The following is a 16,747-nucleotide window of genomic DNA, read 5'->3' as shown; positions in this document are numbered from 1 at the left end:
TTAGGTTCAAATGTTTGACTTATTCTTTTTAATTGCCTACATTTGTGGCGCTTAAAAATATAATATTATGAATTGGATACAAGATTTATTAACTAATCCCGACTCCATAGCACATATAGTCGCATTATATTCTTTTGTAATTGCAGTTGGAGTTCTTTTGGGAAAAATCAAGATTTTCGGTATATCTCTTGGAGTTACCTTCGTATTATTCGTAGGGATTCTTGCCGGACATTTTGGATTTACAGGAAATCAGTCCATCCTTTCGTTTTTGCAGGATTTTGGATTGATCTTGTTTGTGTTCTGTATCGGTTTGCAGGTCGGTCCTTCTTTCTTCTCTTCTTTCAAAAAAGGAGGAATCAGGCTGAACATGCTGGCTGTGGGTATCGTGGCACTGAATATAGCGGTTGCCATAATTATTTACTATGCTTTGCAAGGTCGGGTGGAAATTCCGATGATGGTAGGTATTCTTTGCGGTGCGGTAACGAATACTCCGGGTTTGGGTGCTGCCAACGAAGCTTTGCAGCAATTAGGTTATCAAGGGCCGGAAATAGCTATGGGATATGCCTGTGCTTATCCTTTGGGTGTTATGGGTATCATTCTTTCACTTATTCTTATCCGTTATATTTGTCGGGTAAATTTGGACAAAGAAGCTGATGATATCCAGAAAGAAGAAGAGGCAAATCCTCACTTGAAGCCTTACAACATTGCCCTGAAAGTAGAGAATGCAGCATTGAGTGGAAAGAAACTTTCTCAGGTTCAGAGCTTTTTGGCAAGAGATTTTGTCTGCTCTCGTATTTTGCAGGATGGACATGTACATATTCCTAATGCAGATACGGTCTTGCGTTTGGGCGATGAAATGAACATTGTATGTGCAGAAAATGACTCTGAAGCGATTCAGGCTTTCATCGGTTCGAAAGTTGATGATGTAGACTGGGATAACCAGAGCAAACAAGACAAGCCGATGATATCACGCCGTATATTGGTTACCCAACCGGCTATTAATGGTAAGACATTGGGTGAGCTTCATTTCAGCAGTATGTATGGTGTGAATGTAACTCGTGTCAACCGTTCGGGTATGGACTTGTTTGCTGCGCGTCAGTTGATTCTTCAGGTGGGCGACCGTGTCATGGTAGTAGGACCACAGGATGCTATCGAACGAGTTGCCGATTTGCTGGGTAATCAGTTGAAGCGTCTGGATCATCCTAATATCGTAACCATCTTCGTTGGTATTTTATGTGGTATCCTTTTCGGAAGTCTGCCTATTGCATTTCCGGGAATACCTACTCCAGTGAAACTGGGTCTTGCTGGAGGTCCGCTGATTGTGTCTATTCTTATCGGACGTTTCGGACATAAAGTAAAACTGGTGACTTATACAACTATGAGTGCCAACTTGATGCTTCGTGAGGTCGGTTTGGTGCTGTTCCTTGCCAGTGTCGGAATCAAGGCTGGTGGAAACTTTGTTCAAACGGTAGTAGAAGGCGATGGTTTGCTGTATGTAGGTATCGGATTCCTTATAACCATTATTCCACTTCTCATCATTGGAATGGTAGCCCGCTGGCGACATAAAGTAAACTATTTTACATTAATGGGATTGATAGCCGGTAGTAATACAGACCCTCCTGCATTGGCTTATGCCAACCAGATTTCAGGAAATGATGCTCCGGCAGTAGGATATTCTACTGTATATCCGTTAGCGATGTTCCTTAGAATCCTTACAGCTCAGTTGCTTATCTTATTTATGGCTGGATAAGATATCTGTGATATATAAAAACGTCCTGGTGTTGATTTAATCAGACATCAGGACGTTTTTTTGTATATCAGAATCAATTTTCTTTACCTGCTACCCAGATAGAGGAAGAACATACCGATAAGCACAAGCAACAAGTCGATGGCTTTGCTCCTCAAATTCTTTTCATGGAACATCATTGCACCGAAAAGAAATGAAACAACTACGCTTCCCCTGCGGACCATTGATACGATAGAAATCATGGAATCTTCCATACTCAGGGCATAGAAATATACAAAATCGGCAGCCGACAGGAAGACAGAAATCAGGATGATACACCAGTCCCATCGGAAAGGAGTAGATGTTTTCCGTTTAGGCCACCATAAGAACATCAGTACTCCCCCCATCATGAAAAGCTGATAAATATTATACCATGCCTGTACCTGCATGTTATTGAATCTTCCCATAAGATATTTGTCGTATAGTCCGCTTACTGCTCCCAGTACTGCAGCCAGTACTACAAACCATATCCATCGGTCGTGTTTGAAATCGATACCTTCCTTTTTCCCTGAACGGCTCAGCATGAAAAAAGAAATTACAGCCATGAATACACCGATCCATTGATACAGGTTCAGGCGTTCTCCGAATATCAGCATGGCACCTACAAGGGTCATCACCGGACGGGTAGCATTAATCGGCCCCACGATAGTAAGCGGAAGATGCTTCATACCGAAATACCCGAATGCCCATGAAGACAATACAATAAACGATTTCAGCAAAATAAATTTATGTACTTCCCATCCTCCCGAATCGGGTACATAAAAAATAGAGTCTTGTAACATCTGCGGTGCGAAGTGTGACAGCAGGATGAACGGAATAAAAATAATACTCGAAAAAAGTGTATTGAGCGCCAGTACAGGAAGTACAGCATTATTACTCAATGACTTTTTCTTGAAAACATCGTAAAAGCCCAGCAACGCTGCCGAGCAGAAGGCTAATAGTAACCACATAATCTTTTTATATCGCTTTATAAATTTGGCTGCAAAGTTACAAAAAATCGTCAAAGATTTGCATAGCTCATGCGGTATGTCTATTTTTACTAAATTTCTACAACTGCAAAATTATCAGTAAAGTACAATGAACGAGCAAGTCTTGCATAAACTGAAAGTGCTGGCAGAGTCAGCAAAATATGATGTATCATGTTCTTCCAGCGGAACCGTACGCCGCAATTCTTCGGGAGGTGTCGGAAATACTGTAGGAGGGTGGGGGATATGCCATAGCTTTGCAGAAGACGGACGATGCATTTCGCTTCTGAAAGTGATGCTTACCAATTATTGTATTTACGATTGCGCTTATTGTATCAACCGTATCAGCAACGATATACCGCGGGCTACCTTGTCTGTCAGCGAGTTAGTCGAACTGACCATGGAGTTTTATCGCAGAAACTACATCGAGGGACTTTTTCTTAGCTCGGGAGTGGTGAGAAATCCTGACTATACCATGGAACGTCTGGTACGTGTGGCAAAAGACTTACGTACGATTCATCGGTTTAATGGCTACATACATCTGAAAAGTATTCCCGGAGCCAGCAGAGAACTGGTTCGTGAAGCCGGACTTTATGCCGACCGTCTGAGTGTAAACCTTGAAATACCTACCGAAGCTAATCTCAAGATGTTGGCTCCTGAAAAAGACCATCGCAGTGTGTATCTGCCTATGAGATATATCCGTGAAGGAGCACTTGAAAGTGCGGAAGAGCGGAAGCATCACCGCCATGCCCCGCGTTTTGCGCCGGCAGGACAGAGTACGCAGATGATTGTCGGGGCAACTTCGGAAAGCGACCGAGATATTCTGAAAGTTTCTTCTGCGCTTTACGCTCAGCCTACCATGAAACGTGTGTATTATTCGGGATATATTTCTGTCAATACCTACGACAAGCGCCTGCCTGCTCTGAAACAACCTCCTCTCGTGCGTGAGAATCGATTGTATCAGGCCGACTGGCTGTTACGGTTTTATCAGTTTCGGGTAGATGAACTGGTAGATGAGGCTAGTCCGGATCTCGATCTGGAAGTCGATCCTAAGCTGGCATGGGCATTGAAGCATCCGGAGTTTTTTCCTGTAAATATTTATACGGCAGATTATGAAACTCTGCTTCGTGTGCCGGGTATTGGTGTGCGTTCGGCAAAAATGATTGTCATGTCGCGCCGTTTCTCACGCATTGGTTTCTATGAACTGAAAAAAATGGGAGCAGTAATGAAAAAAGCCCGTTATTTTATTACGTGCAACGAGTTGCCTGACAAGACAATACACGAACTTACTCCGCTGGGTGTGAGAAAGTTACTTGTTCCGAAGCCAAAGAAACGTACGGACGACCGTCAGCTTACACTCAATTTTGATTTCGATTAGCGTGAACCTTTGCTCGGGATGGATTGTAATATCATTATTAAGCTAAAAAGAAAATGAGTTATGTGGAAGAATCTGTTCAAGGAATTGAAACGGAAAGACCACCAGAGATATCTGGGTGGTCTGGATATATTTAAATATATCGGTCCCGGACTGCTGGTTACTGTGGGGTTTATCGACCCGGGGAACTGGGCCTCTAATTTTGCTGCGGGTTCCGATTATGGTTATGCACTGTTGTGGGTAGTAACACTTTCTACGGTCATGCTGATCGTGCTTCAGCATAATGTAGCGCATTTGGGTATCGTTACCGGATTGTGTTTGAGTGAGGCAGCCAATAAATATACGCCGAAGTGGATAGCACGCCCCATACTGGGAAGTGCTGTGCTGGCAAGCATCTCTACTTCACTGGCGGAAATATTGGGAGGAGCCATTGCACTGGAGATGTTGTTTGATATACCGATTATTGCAGGAGCCGTACTGACTACGGTATTTGTGCTGATATTGCTTTTCACTAATTCGTACAGGCGTATAGAACGGGGAATCATTGCTTTCGTATCGGTTATCGGTCTTTCTTTTCTTTACGAACTGTTTCTGGTAGATGTCGACTGGGGACTGGCTGCACGTTCGTGGGTGACACCAAGTATTCCGCAGGGAAGTATGCTCATTATTATGAGTGTATTGGGAGCAGTTGTCATGCCTCATAATCTGTTTCTTCATTCGGAGGTAGTACAGAGCCGTGAATACAATAAGGAGGACGAACAGGCTATCAAGAAACATTTGAAGTACGAATTTTACGATACGTTGCTGTCGATGGGAATAGGATGGGCTATCAACAGTGCCATGATTTTGCTGGCTGCTACTACTTTCTTTGTGCACGGCACTCCGGTAGAAGAACTTCAGCAGGCAAAATCGTTGCTCGATCCCTTGTTGGGAAGTCAGGCTGGCGCTATTTTTGCACTGGCTCTGCTCATGGCTGGTATTTCATCTACTGTTACCAGTGGTATGGCAGCCGGTTCTATTTTTGCCGGTATCTTTGGAGAATCTTATAATATTCGCGATATTCATTCTAAGGTAGGAGTGCTCCTTTCATTAGGATTGGCACTGGTGATTATTCTTTTTATTGAAAATCCGTTCCAAGGACTGATTATTTCGCAGATGGTGTTGAGTATTCAGCTACCTTTTACTGTTTTCTTACAGTTGTCGCTCACCTCGTCAAAGCGTGTTATGGGGCAGTACGCCAACTCACGGTGGAGCACGTTTGTACTTTATACCATTGCCATCATCGTTTCGGTACTCAATATTATGTTACTTTTCAGTTGATTCTAAAATAAACACTTCGGCAAGGTAAGTAAAAAACTTCAGCAATTTTTCAGAAAAATATCGAGATGTTTTTCTGAAAAATTGCTGAAGTTTTTTTAAAGGATAAACATAAACTGAAAATGTCTTGATTGTACCCTTTGTATGGAGTTTATTTTCAGTCGTTTAATTGTTGTCTGGCTTTTAGCTTACGGAAGTGATAAATCAGCATTAGTGCTGCCATGATAAAGGCTAATGTATCCGATAGCGGCATACTGAACCAGACTCCTTCCACACCGAAATGCGGCGGAAGTAAAGCCAGTCCGGGCAACAGAAAGACGAGTTGTCTGGAAAGAGAAAGCAGAATAGAGATGCTGACTTTACCGATTGATTGGAAAAACTGTGTAATCACAATTTGTGCGCCGATAATGGGAAACGCCATGACACCGATGCGAAGTGCCAGTGTTGCCTGTTCGGTCAGTTCATGGTTGGTAGTAAACATTCCCACAAATATACTGGGGAATAATTCGCTTATCAGGAATCCGACAGTTGTAATGGTACATCCGGCTATAATACCCAGCCGGAGAGTCTGTTTCACACGGTCATAATGACGTGCTCCGTAGTTGTAGCCAGAAATGGGCTGCATTCCCATTGTGATTCCCATTACAATCATCACAAACAACATTTGTATTCTGTTCAGGATGCCGAATGCCCCGATAGAAAGATCTCCACCATACGTCAACAGACGGTTATTGATAAAAATCACGATACAACATGCACATACATTCATGATAAAAGGCGACATACCGACTCCGAATATATTCATGATGATGTGCTTTTTCAGCTTGAAGCTGGGACGTTTGAAGCGAATATAGCTTTTCTTATCGTAGAAATGATAGAGCACCCATATCATACCAACGAATTGTGACATGATAGTAGAAAGGGCTGCCCCTCTTATTCCCCACTCCAGTACAAAGATACAGATAGGAGCAAGAATTACGTTACAGCCTACTGTCAGTATTGATGATAACATGGCTTTCTTGGGATAACCGGTAGCACGCATGATGTTGTTCAGTCCTACCATTACATACGAGATTGGGCTTCCCAGCAGAATAACCTGCATGAAATTGCGTGCATAGGGCAGGGTACTTTCACTTGCACCGAAGAAATATAAGATATCATCCAGAAATATCAGTGTGATTCCTCCGTAAAAAATGGCATTGACGATACAGAGAATAGTAACATTTCCTAAAATGTCTTCCGCTCCTTTTATATCTTTCTGTCCCAGACGAATAGACGAAATAGTGGCTCCTCCTACACCAACCAGGGTGCAGAACGCGATAAGCAGGTTCATCAGCGGGAAAGTAATGGCAAGTCCGGAGATGGCCAGCGCACCTACTCCATGTCCGATAAAGATACTGTCGATGATATTGTACAATGAAGTCAGTGTCATACCGATGATGGCAGGTATGGAATACTGTAAAAGTAATTTGCCTATAGGCGCATTTCCTAAAACATGCGGATTGTTTTCTTCCATTTTGTACTTTGGTTAAAATTATGTGCTCAAAGTTAGGAATATGGCGTGATATTTCAGAACTTTGTACCGTTAAATCAACTAAATGGTAAAGAGAATGGATAAAACAAAATGTATAGCAGCCTTGTTCGACTTTGATGGAGTAGTAATGGATACAGAAACCCAGTACAGCATATTTTGGGATGAGATAGGTAGACAGTATTTCCCTCAGATAAAAGATTTTGGACGCATCATCAAAGGACAGACTTTGACACAGATTTACGCAAAACATTTTTCGGGTATGGAAAAAGAACAGCAGGAGATTACTGCTCGTTTGAATCAGTTTGAAAAAGAAATGTCCTTCAATTATATTCCCGGAGTAGTTGCCTTTATGGAAGATTTACGTGCTCACGGTGTAAAGATTGCTATTGTTACCAGTTCGAACGATTTGAAGATGGCGAATGTATACAAGGCACATCCTGAACTGAAAGAGCTGGTAGACCGTATTCTCACGGCCGAAATGTTTACTCGTTCGAAACCGGCTCCGGATTGTTTTCTGCTGGGAGCGGAAGTCTTTGATACAGTAGTCGAAAACTGTGTGGTATTCGAAGATTCTTTTCACGGACTGGAAGCCGGAAATGCTGCAAATATGGCAGTCGTAGGCTTGTGTACGACTAACTCGGCAGAGGCAATTGCTGACAAATGTAAACTGGTTATCCCCGATTTTACTGCCTTCTCATTCGAAAAGATGAAAGCCCTGCTTGCTTAACTCGTCAGAATGAACTACATTTGCCGCAATTTTATTAAATTAAGGAGAAAACTTTATGGCAGGATATCTTTCTGGTGATACACGAAAAGTGACAACTCACCGTTTGATTGAAATGAAAGAAAGAGGTGAAAAAATTTCCATGTTGACCTCTTATGATTATACGATTGCCCAGATTGTTGACGGGGCTGGAGTAGATGTTATTTTGGTAGGTGATTCTGCATCGAACGTTATGGCGGGTAATGTGACTACATTGCCTATTACAATCGACCAGATGATTTATCACGGCAAGTCTGTAATGCGTGGTGTAAAGCGTGCACTGGTGGTTGTCGACATGCCTTTCGGTTCTTATCAGGCAGATCCGTTCGACGGAGTACGTAACGCAATTCGTATCATGAAGGAAACCGGAGCTGATGCTCTTAAGCTTGAAGGTGGCGAAGAAGTAATCGAAACAATAACAAAGATTATCGGTGCCGGTATGCCTGTGATGGGACATCTGGGACTGATGCCACAATCTATCAATAAATATGGTACCTATGGTGTGCGTGCCAAAGGCGATGCTGAAGCTGAAAAACTGATTCGTGATGCTCATTTGCTGGAAGAGGCAGGCTGTTTTGCTTTGGTTCTGGAAAAAATTCCGGCAGATCTGGCTGCTCGTGTAGCTTCCGAACTTACAATTCCTGTTATCGGTATCGGAGCAGGTGGAGCTGTCGATGGACAAGTATTGGTTGTTGCCGATATGTTGGGTATGACAAAAGGCTTCAGTCCACGTTTCTTACGTCGCTATGCAGACTTACATACCATAATGACTGATGCTATCGGACATTATGTAGCAGATGTGAAATCGTGTGATTTCCCTAACGAAACTGAGCAATATTGATTTTTATTTCACCGTTATTGTATGAAATATGCTGTGGAATAGAAACTTTTCTTTATTGATTGCAGCTAACATATTACTCTATATAGCGGTTTACATGTTGTTTCCTCTGATTCATCGGTGGATGATTCAAGCCTGGAGTTGTTCTGAACTACAGGCTGCAGGGGTAACAGCTGTATTCGGCATCGCTTTGTTCCTTCCCGGAGCTTTTAATAATTATTTGGTCGATACATTTAGCCGGAAAAATGTTTGTACCCGGAGTATCATGTTGCTGGCACTGGTAGGGATATTGTATCCTTATGTCTCTTCCGTAGAGATGGTTGTTTTGCTCCGTATTTTACAAGGGGCACTGTTTGGTATTGTCTTGATGGCAACCGGAAGTACTTTGGCCATTGATGTAACTCCAAGTAACAATCGTAATGCGGCAAACCGTGTATTTACCTGGAGTAGCATTGTCGGGATGTTGAGTGGTATTATTATCGGAATTGAGGGAGGAAATTATCTCAGTTTTGATACGTTATTGTATTTTTCTGCTTTTTTATGTGCGGTTGCCATTGTGCTTGTTTCCATGGTAACAGTATGCTTCCGTGCGCCTTTAGACCTGCCGTTGTGTTCGTTCGACAGGTTTATCCTTTTCCGGACCTTGCTTCCCGGAATAAATATGATGACGGTACCTATGGTTTTAGGTATGCTTTTCATTATGATTTCCAATGCTTTTTTTTATCTTTGCATAGGAAGCGGTTTTTTGATATACCTGCTTGTCAGGCAAGTTTTTACCAGACCGATGAATGGAAGGATACAGATTTTTATCGGACAACTTTTTACCGGAGCTGGTTTAATGCTGCTTTGTAATGCAGACACAGGTGAGTACCTTTACGGAGCGGGTCTGCTGGTTGGAATCGGAGTCGGATTTTCTATCGGGCAGTTTCTGCGGATGATGATACTTTTACCTTTACATTGCGAACGGGGGACGGGGTATCATACTTATCAGTTACTTTGGGAAACAGGAGTAATGCTGGGTATATGGATTTCGCAATATGTCCGTCAGGCTGGAAACAACAATCCGTATCAGGTAGCTTTGGGGATTTGTGTAATCGGATTCCTTTTATATCAGGTATATATACACCGTTATTTTACGAAACATTATCAAACTAATTAATATAAAAGAGTATGGCAGACGATAAAAAGATTATCTTTTCTATGGTCGGAGTGAGTAAATCATTCCAGAACAATAAGCAGGTCTTGAAAGACATCTACCTATCTTTTTTCTACGGAGCGAAGATCGGTATCATCGGTTTGAATGGTTCGGGTAAGTCTACCCTGATGAAAATTATTGCCGGTCTGGAGAAAAACTATCAGGGAGAAGTTGTGTTCTCTCCGGGATATTCAGTCGGTTATCTGGCTCAGGAGCCGCACCTTGACGATACCAAGACTGTAAAAGAAGTAGTAATGGAGGGCGTACAGAATGTAGTCGATACGCTTGCCGAATACGAAGAAATAAACAATAAGTTCGGTTTGCCGGAGTATTACGAGGATCCCGAAAAAATGGATGCCTTGTTTGCCCGTCAGGCTGAGTTGCAAGATATAATCGATGCTACAGATGCATGGAATCTGGACAGCAAGCTGGAACGCGCGATGGACGCATTGCGTTGTCCGCCCGAAGACCAGCCGGTGAAAAATCTGTCTGGGGGTGAACGCCGTCGTGTAGCTCTCTGTCGTTTGTTGTTGCAGAAACCGGACATCTTGTTGCTGGACGAGCCTACCAACCACTTGGATGCAGAAAGTATCGACTGGCTGGAACAGCACTTGCAGCAGTATGAAGGTACGGTGATTGCTGTAACACACGACCGTTACTTCCTTGACCATGTGGCTGGATGGATTCTGGAGCTGGACCGTGGTGAAGGTATTCCATGGAAGGGTAATTACTCTAGCTGGCTGGAACAGAAGACCAAGCGTATGGAAATGGAAGAAAAGACTGCCAGCAAGCGTCGTAAGACATTGGAACGTGAGTTGGAATGGGTACGTATGGCTCCTAAGGCACGTCAGGCAAAGGGTAAAGCCCGTTTGAATTCTTACGATAAGTTGTTGAATGAAGATGTGAAGGAAAAGGAAGAAAAACTGGAAATCTTCATTCCGAACGGTCCGCGTTTGGGAAACAAGGTTATCGAGGCGAAGCATGTAGCAAAGGCGTATGGCGACAAGCTGCTGTTCGACGACCTGAACTTTATGTTGCCGCCTAACGGTATTGTGGGAGTCATTGGTCCGAACGGTGCCGGTAAAACTACTTTGTTCCGCCTGATTATGGGACTGGAAAAAGTTGATAAAGGTGAATTCGAAGTAGGAGAAACCGTAAAAGTAGCTTACGTAGACCAGCAGCATAAGGATATTGACCCGAACAAGACTGTATATCAGGTTATCAGCGGAGGAAATGATTTGATACGTATGGGAAACCGTGATGTGAATGCACGTGCTTACCTGAGCCGTTTCAACTTCTCTGGTTCTGATCAGGAAAAATTGTGCGGTATGCTTTCGGGTGGTGAACGTAACCGCTTGCATCTGGCCATGGCACTGAAAGAAGAAGGTAATGTGCTGTTGCTGGACGAGCCGACCAACGATATTGACGTAAATACACTGCGAGCACTGGAAGAAGGTCTGGAAGACTTTGCCGGATGTGCGGTAGTAATCAGCCACGACCGTTGGTTCCTCGACCGTATCTGTACACACATTCTTGCATTCGAAGGAAACAGTGAAGTATTCTTCTTCGAAGGTTCATATACAGAATATGAAGAAAACAAGATGAAGCGTATGGGTAACGTAGAGCCGAAGCGCGTTCGTTATCGCAAGCTGATGGAAGATTGATAGGGTTTATTTATTATAATTTGTACGGAGTTGACGTTGGCATGCAATGCATATTTACGGCAACTCCGTATCATTTAATGATGGCTTAATACCATTTTGTTATATGATAACCATATACTTGGTCCGTCATGGACAGACAGAGGAAAATATCAGTCGTATTTTTCAGGGACACCTGCCTGGACATCTTACGGAAGAGGGAAAGCAGCAGGCTGTAGAATTAGGCAAACGTTTGCAGGATATTCCACTGGATGCTATACTGAGCAGTGACTTGCAGCGGGTGATTGACACAGTTCGTCTTGCTGTAGGCGACAGGAACCTGCCGTGGCAGACAACGCCTCTATTGCGTGAAATAGACTGGGGAAGCTGGACCGGACTTCCGCTCGACTCGGTAGACCGGACACATTTGCCGGCTGATGCTGAAACACGTGAAATGCTTTACGAACGTGCTGGAAAATGTCTGGAATATATCCGGCAGCATTACGAAGGAAAATGCATATTGGTAGTGGCTCACGGCTTGATAAACCGTTCGCTGCGGGCTTATCTGGCAGGCATACCTGTCGATCAGCTGACCACTGTACCACACATGGATAATTGTGAGGTAGTCCGTCTGACGATGGAATGAGGAGAAAGGGCATAAAAAACACCACAGAAGAAAAAGTTATATTTTCCATACCGATGATGGAGAAACTTTATCTTCTGTGGTGAAAATAATAAATCTGGTTTAGTTGTGAACCATTGTTCCAATGTTCTCTCCAGACATGACTTTCTTCAGGTTACCTACTGTATCCATATCGAATACGATAATCGGCAGGTTGTTTTCCTTACACATACAAGTAGCGGTCAGGTCCATTACTTTCAAGCCACGTGCCAGAACTTCGTCGTAAGTGATTTCATCGAACTTGGTAGCTGTCGGATCTTTTTCCGGGTCAGCAGTATAGATACCGTCTACACGTGTACCTTTCAGCATAACATCAGCTTCAATTTCGATACCACGCAGTGAAGAACCTGTATCGGTTGTGAAGAATGGGTTTCCGGTTCCGGCAGACATGATGACTACTTCACCGTTTTCCATGGCTTCGATAGCTTTCCATTTGGTATAGAACTCACCGATCGGTTCCATACGGATAGCAGTCAGTACACGAGCCTTAACTCCGGCTACAACCAAAGCAGAACTCAATCCCAAGCTATTGATAACTGTTGCCAGCATACCCATCTGGTCACCTTTCACACGGTCGAATCCCTTTCCGGCTCCAGTCAGTCCACGGAAGATGTTTCCGCCACCGATAACGATGCCGATCTGTACACCCATGTCGTGGATTTCCTTAATCTGCTGTGCATATTCGCCCAGACGTTTTTCGTCGATACCATATTTCTTTTCTCCCATTAAGCTTTCGCCGCTGAGCTTTAACAGAATACGTTTGAACTTTGCCATAAATTAATTTTTTTAATGTTTAGTCGCAAAGTTAGAAATAAATGTCAGAAGAATTGTCAAAACCTCTTATTTTTATTCCTTATTTCTATCGTCCTGTCACTTGCAGGTATTCACGTTTTTTTACTTCATACTGGGCATAGGTTTCTACGTATTTGTCACGACTTTGCTGATAGAGGCTTTGTGCGTCGAGCAAATCGCTCATGGTACATGTGCCGGCCGCATAATAGTCTGTGTTCAAACGCAGGTTTTCTTTAGCCTGTTCGATGGAAAGTAAGGCTATCTTGACTTGTTTGTAGGCATCATTCAGGTCATCCCATGTATGTTTCATACGGATTACCAGCAACTGATTCTGGTCGGCAAGCTGATTCTCGGCATTGCGTAATTGTAGTTTCTGACGCTGGATATCGTGCGAGCCTCCCCACCAGCCTGAGATTGGTACGGATACCGTAGCGAATCCCAGACAGAATGTATGATCCTTTCCTAACAGGTTTTCGTAGGCATAGCCTCCTCCGATAGCTATGGTCGGCAAGTTTTTTCCTATAGCCATTTTATGTTGCAGGCTGCTTGCCTTTACATTTTGTTGAAGAAGATTGTATTCGTTTGTTGTAGCTAGCGCTGCTTCGGGTGGAGTGTAAAGTCCTTCCGGTCCCTGCGGTAACGTATCTTTCAACGTTGCCGCAACTTCTATGCTGTCTGCCGGATGTCCTATATATTGTGCAAGCATGCTTCGTGACAGTGAAAGCATGTTTTCTGCCTGAATGCGTTTACTTTGTATTTCGTTCTGTCGGAGTTGTACTTGTAATAAATCATTGCGGGTTGTAACACCGGCTTGAACGCTGGTTTCCACATCCTGAAGTAATTGTGTCAGTTGCTTGTCGAGTGTACTGATAGTCTGCAATTTTTCTTTCAGCATTACTACCTGCCAGAAATAATTTTCGACTGTCAGAGTCACCTCGTTTTGCGACTGGCGCTGCTGGAGTCGGTTTACTTCTACATTTACCTTAGCCAGTTTGTTTCCGTTGACTATCTGTCCGCCGGTGAACAGTGGCAGGGTAGCAGAAACATCACCCACAAGTCCGTTTTTCATAAAGGCCATCTGCATTTCGGGTGATAGTCCCATACGTACCAGACTTTTGTCGGCGAGGAACCCGCTTCCCATGGCACTTACCGTGGGAAAGTATTTACTGAAAGCCTCTTGTTTGCTGTGTTCCACCATGCGGAGGTTGTTTTGAGCATTTTTCATGCGTACATTGTTGTCGAGAGCAGCTTCTATACATTCGTCCAGCGAATAGACATGTTGGGCAGAAGCACATAGCGGCAACATACAGCCTGCCGACAGCAGGAATAAAGATATGATGTTTTTTCTTTTCATAATCGTAACTAATTTTTGATAGCTATCTTTTGTTTATTATGTTATTGAAGCTCAAGCTGCTCATTGATAGCGCGTTTACGGGTGGAACCTCTAAACAATAGCATGTACAGAACCGGAAGAACGGTCAGCAGGAAGATCATGGTGATAAGAGTTCCGTAGCAAATAACGGTTCCCATAGGCATCCACAATCCACTTTTGCCCAAAATCATCGGAATGACTCCCATAGAAGCTGCTGCGGAAGTCAGGAAAATCGGTCGCATGCGTCGGCGTGCAGAATGATAAATAGCATCACGTACACATAATTTTTCGGTATTTCGCAACTCTTCGGCATAGTCGATCATAATGATTCCGTTACGGACAATGATTCCCATCAAACTGATAATACCCAGTGTACATGTCATACTGAAGTCAACTCCCTGAATCAAAACACCTATTGCTGTACCGAAAACACAGAATGTCATGCTGCCGAAAATAAGTAATGCAATACTTAGACGGTGGAAATGAGCTATCAGGATAAATAATATCATGACAGCTGCAATGGCGAGTGCTCCCATAATAAGCGGATTTTGGGCACAGTTGCAAATATCCGTGGCTTATTTTTGTAGTATAGGTCTCTATTTTCTTGTTTAATGCTTAAATGTTTATAAGAAGCATTACCTTTGCACTCATGAGTAAGCAATCAGCATTTGACTATAAGATTCTGGCAAGTTACCTTCTTCCCAAAGGCATACTTAAGTTCTTCGACGTTACAGCCGTTAACGAAGACCACACTGGCATTATTGAAGAGACTGGTAATGAGCGCGTCCTTCTTCACATCTATCTTGACGAAAAAGATGCACGGGAAGAAGAGTGGCACGACCTTAAGCCCAATGGTTTCACGGAAAGCCGTCAGGTTAACGACTTTCCTATCCGTGATCACAAGGTCGTTCTTCATGTCAGACGTCGCAGACGGTTAACGGCAGAAGGCAGAAACATAATCCTTGACAGGTACTCGTTGCTTGCTGACAACACCAGCTACTCTAAGGAGTTTGCTGATGTCTTAAAAAAATATTTGGATACCTACCCGATAACGGCCCGCTCGCCGGGGCTATACTTTAAGGTAGATGGCAATAACCTGGAGCGTGCTTACAAGGATCATCTGAGCGGTTTCCGTAATTGGGAACAAGCCAGTCATGCAGAGGACTGGGTGCTGCATCCTAAGAACATAGGCAAACGGCTGGGCATTGACGAGACCATGCTCCACAAGGACCTGATGACATTCTTGACCAACAAAGAAGGGCATGGCAAACGTCACACCTTAATAGCAGCAGTAAAAGGCACTAAGGCATCAGACATTATCAATGTTCTTATGCAGATACCGCAGGAACAGCGAGAGCAGGTCGAGGAAGTCACCATGGACTTCTCTGACAGCATGTTTGCTGTCGTCACAGAAGCCTTTCCCAATGCAGCCATAGTCATTGACTGCTTCCATATCGTCAAACGTTGTATCGAAGCAGTGGAGGAACTCCGCCTCAAAGCTAAACGAGAAGCACAGAAAGCACAAAACAAGGAGAAGGCCATGTTCAAAAAGAAACTTGAACAGCTGGTAAAGAGCCGTAAATACTACCGCAAGAAACATCCAAAGAAATACAAAGGCAAGAAGCGGGGACGCAAGCCACAGAGGTTGAACAAACGCTTCAGACCAACCATGCTTGCCAATGGCGAAACTGTCATAGAACTACTGACAAGAAGCAAGTATCTGCTGAGTGTGAGTGGTGAAAAATGGACTGACAGGCAGAAAACACGTGCAAAGATACTTTTCAGGATGTTCCCAAAGATAAAGGATGCATATACTTTGATTTGTAGCCTAAGAAGCGTGTTTAGCAACAAGTCTATCGACCGGGGTACTGCTAAGGTTAAACTGCATGAGTGGTATCAGAAGGTTTCAGTTTGTACGTTGCGTGAAGTAAAGGCTGCAAGGGATGCCATCAAGTACAAGGAAGAAGAAGTACTAAATTACTTCATAAACAGATCAACCAATGCTCATGCTGAATCTCTTAACTCTAAGTTGAAAGGCTTTAGAGCACAACTACGCGGTGTGCAGGATTTACCTTTCTTTATGTTCAGAGCATCCATAATCTTTGGATAACATGATTATATTGCCACGGACTTATGCAACTGTGCCGATTTTTTAGGCTAATTCTCTTATCAGGTGAGGTAATGGTAATATTAACATCGTTACTATTTTCAATTAATGAAATGCACTCTTTACAGAAATCTGATATTGAATGTTCTTCTATATTTGTATCTTCATAGAAACAACTTTCTGTAAAATCTGTAATAAATAAAAACAACAGCCATAGTTTATCTGAATCCAGTTGGTAAATATTTATAGTAGATTTGATTTTTTCATTTTGGCTATATTCTTGATAGGCTTTTTGAAATGTTTCATTTAGAGTTTCGTATCTTGCTTTAAAAATGCTTTTAGCATGAATTGAAGCATTCAATTTGGAATATTCATCATAAA

At 43.2% G+C, this 16,747-nt stretch carries 13 protein-coding genes and 2 pseudogenes; 9 read left to right on the top strand and 6 right to left on the bottom strand.

All coding sequences use genetic code 11. From position 1 onward, the window contains the following. Positions 1 to 67 precede the first annotated feature (67 nt). On the top strand, positions 68 to 1,750 hold the full coding sequence (locus tag BACCOP_RS17145; protein ID WP_007571358.1) for a putative transporter: 1,683 nt from the start codon (positions 68 to 70) through the stop codon (positions 1,748 to 1,750). A gap of 83 nt (positions 1,751 to 1,833) precedes the next feature. On the opposite strand, the gene BACCOP_RS17140 is transcribed toward BACCOP_RS17145, so the two are convergent. Then, positions 1,834 to 2,736 carry a DMT family transporter gene (locus BACCOP_RS17140; protein WP_007571355.1) on the bottom strand — a complete coding sequence of 301 codons (903 nt, stop codon included), beginning with the start codon at positions 2,734 to 2,736 and terminating at the stop codon, positions 1,834 to 1,836. A gap of 127 nt (positions 2,737 to 2,863) precedes the next feature. On the opposite strand from BACCOP_RS17140, the gene BACCOP_RS17135 reads away from it, so the two are divergent. Continuing rightward, positions 2,864 to 4,129 carry a putative DNA modification/repair radical SAM protein gene (locus BACCOP_RS17135; protein WP_007571353.1) on the top strand — a complete coding sequence of 422 codons (1,266 nt, stop codon included), beginning with the start codon at positions 2,864 to 2,866 and terminating at the stop codon, positions 4,127 to 4,129. 60 nt (positions 4,130 to 4,189) lie between these two features. After that, positions 4,190 to 5,446 carry an Nramp family divalent metal transporter gene (locus tag BACCOP_RS17130; RefSeq protein WP_007571352.1) on the top strand — a complete coding sequence of 419 codons (1,257 nt, stop codon included), beginning with the start codon at positions 4,190 to 4,192 and terminating at the stop codon, positions 5,444 to 5,446. Positions 5,447 to 5,600: 154 nt separating this feature from the next. Here BACCOP_RS17130 and BACCOP_RS17125 read toward each other — a convergent pair whose 3' ends face one another. Continuing rightward, positions 5,601 to 6,959: an MATE family efflux transporter gene (locus tag BACCOP_RS17125; RefSeq protein ID WP_007571350.1), complete on the bottom strand. Its 1,359-nt coding sequence runs from the start codon at positions 6,957 to 6,959 to the stop codon at positions 5,601 to 5,603. A 94-nt stretch (positions 6,960 to 7,053) separates the two neighbouring features. On the opposite strand from BACCOP_RS17125, the gene BACCOP_RS17120 reads away from it, so the two are divergent. From BACCOP_RS17120 to BACCOP_RS17100, 5 genes are all read left to right on the top strand, one after another. Further along, positions 7,054 to 7,704, top strand: a complete 651-nt coding sequence (locus BACCOP_RS17120) for an HAD family hydrolase (protein WP_022124962.1) — start codon at positions 7,054 to 7,056, stop codon at positions 7,702 to 7,704. A gap of 55 nt (positions 7,705 to 7,759) precedes the next feature. Continuing rightward, on the top strand, positions 7,760 to 8,581 hold the full coding sequence (panB, locus tag BACCOP_RS17115) for a 3-methyl-2-oxobutanoate hydroxymethyltransferase (RefSeq protein ID WP_007571346.1): 822 nt from the start codon (positions 7,760 to 7,762) through the stop codon (positions 8,579 to 8,581). A 28-nt stretch (positions 8,582 to 8,609) separates the two neighbouring features. After that, on the top strand, positions 8,610 to 9,737 hold the full coding sequence (locus BACCOP_RS17110; protein WP_007571344.1) for an MFS transporter: 1,128 nt from the start codon (positions 8,610 to 8,612) through the stop codon (positions 9,735 to 9,737). 11 nt (positions 9,738 to 9,748) lie between these two features. Then, complete coding sequence (ettA, locus tag BACCOP_RS17105; protein ID WP_007571342.1) at positions 9,749 to 11,437, top strand: energy-dependent translational throttle protein EttA; 1,689 nt, start codon at positions 9,749 to 9,751, stop codon at positions 11,435 to 11,437. 103 nt (positions 11,438 to 11,540) lie between these two features. Further along, entirely contained in the window at positions 11,541 to 12,059 is a 519-nt protein-coding gene (locus BACCOP_RS17100) for a histidine phosphatase family protein (RefSeq protein WP_007571340.1), read from the top strand. A 99-nt stretch (positions 12,060 to 12,158) separates the two neighbouring features. Here the strand turns inward: BACCOP_RS17100 and pyrH are convergent, their stop codons facing one another. The 3 genes and pseudogenes from pyrH to BACCOP_RS17085 form a co-directional block, all read right to left on the bottom strand. Continuing rightward, on the bottom strand, positions 12,159 to 12,869 hold the full coding sequence (gene pyrH, locus BACCOP_RS17095; protein WP_007571338.1) for a UMP kinase: 711 nt from the start codon (positions 12,867 to 12,869) through the stop codon (positions 12,159 to 12,161). An 85-nt stretch (positions 12,870 to 12,954) separates the two neighbouring features. Beyond that, positions 12,955 to 14,241 carry a TolC family protein gene (locus BACCOP_RS17090; protein WP_007571336.1) on the bottom strand — a complete coding sequence of 429 codons (1,287 nt, stop codon included), beginning with the start codon at positions 14,239 to 14,241 and terminating at the stop codon, positions 12,955 to 12,957. Between the two features lie 41 nt (positions 14,242 to 14,282). Further along, positions 14,283 to 14,804 (bottom strand): annotated as a pseudogene (locus BACCOP_RS17085) (efflux RND transporter permease subunit); the annotation flags it as partial. Positions 14,805 to 14,908: 104 nt separating this feature from the next. On the opposite strand from BACCOP_RS17085, the gene BACCOP_RS17080 reads away from it, so the two are divergent. Continuing rightward, entirely contained in the window at positions 14,909 to 16,369 is a 1,461-nt protein-coding gene (locus BACCOP_RS17080) for an ISAon1 family transposase N-terminal region protein (RefSeq protein ID WP_227994726.1), read from the top strand. Here BACCOP_RS17080 and BACCOP_RS20740 read toward each other — a convergent pair. Beyond that, a pseudogene (locus tag BACCOP_RS20740) lies at positions 16,344 to 16,747 on the bottom strand (hypothetical protein); the annotation flags it as partial. The gene BACCOP_RS17080 and the pseudogene BACCOP_RS20740 overlap by 26 nt on opposite strands.

Source organism: Phocaeicola coprocola DSM 17136, assembly GCF_000154845.1.
GTDB classification, from domain to species: Bacteria; Bacteroidota; Bacteroidia; order Bacteroidales; family Bacteroidaceae; genus Phocaeicola; species Phocaeicola coprocola.
The sequence above is the reverse complement of the archived record's forward strand: the minus strand, read 5'-3'. Positions and strand labels throughout refer to the sequence as shown.

Coding starts and splice junctions, on each gene's coding strand:
- BACCOP_RS17145 (WP_007571358.1), top strand. CDS start 68: ATGAATTGGATACAAGATTTATTAACTAATCCCGACTCCATAGCACAT.
- BACCOP_RS17140 (WP_007571355.1), bottom strand. CDS start 2,736: ATGTGGTTACTATTAGCCTTCTGCTCGGCAGCGTTGCTGGGCTTTTAC.
- BACCOP_RS17135 (WP_007571353.1), top strand. CDS start 2,864: ATGAACGAGCAAGTCTTGCATAAACTGAAAGTGCTGGCAGAGTCAGCA.
- BACCOP_RS17130 (WP_007571352.1), top strand. CDS start 4,190: ATGTGGAAGAATCTGTTCAAGGAATTGAAACGGAAAGACCACCAGAGA.
- BACCOP_RS17125 (WP_007571350.1), bottom strand. CDS start 6,959: ATGGAAGAAAACAATCCGCATGTTTTAGGAAATGCGCCTATAGGCAAA.
- BACCOP_RS17120 (WP_022124962.1), top strand. CDS start 7,054: ATGGATAAAACAAAATGTATAGCAGCCTTGTTCGACTTTGATGGAGTA.
- panB (WP_007571346.1), top strand. CDS start 7,760: ATGGCAGGATATCTTTCTGGTGATACACGAAAAGTGACAACTCACCGT.
- BACCOP_RS17110 (WP_007571344.1), top strand. CDS start 8,610: ATGCTGTGGAATAGAAACTTTTCTTTATTGATTGCAGCTAACATATTA.
- ettA (WP_007571342.1), top strand. CDS start 9,749: ATGGCAGACGATAAAAAGATTATCTTTTCTATGGTCGGAGTGAGTAAA.
- BACCOP_RS17100 (WP_007571340.1), top strand. CDS start 11,541: ATGATAACCATATACTTGGTCCGTCATGGACAGACAGAGGAAAATATC.
- pyrH (WP_007571338.1), bottom strand. CDS start 12,869: ATGGCAAAGTTCAAACGTATTCTGTTAAAGCTCAGCGGCGAAAGCTTA.
- BACCOP_RS17090 (WP_007571336.1), bottom strand. CDS start 14,241: ATGAAAAGAAAAAACATCATATCTTTATTCCTGCTGTCGGCAGGCTGT.
- BACCOP_RS17080 (WP_227994726.1), top strand. CDS start 14,909: ATGAGTAAGCAATCAGCATTTGACTATAAGATTCTGGCAAGTTACCTT.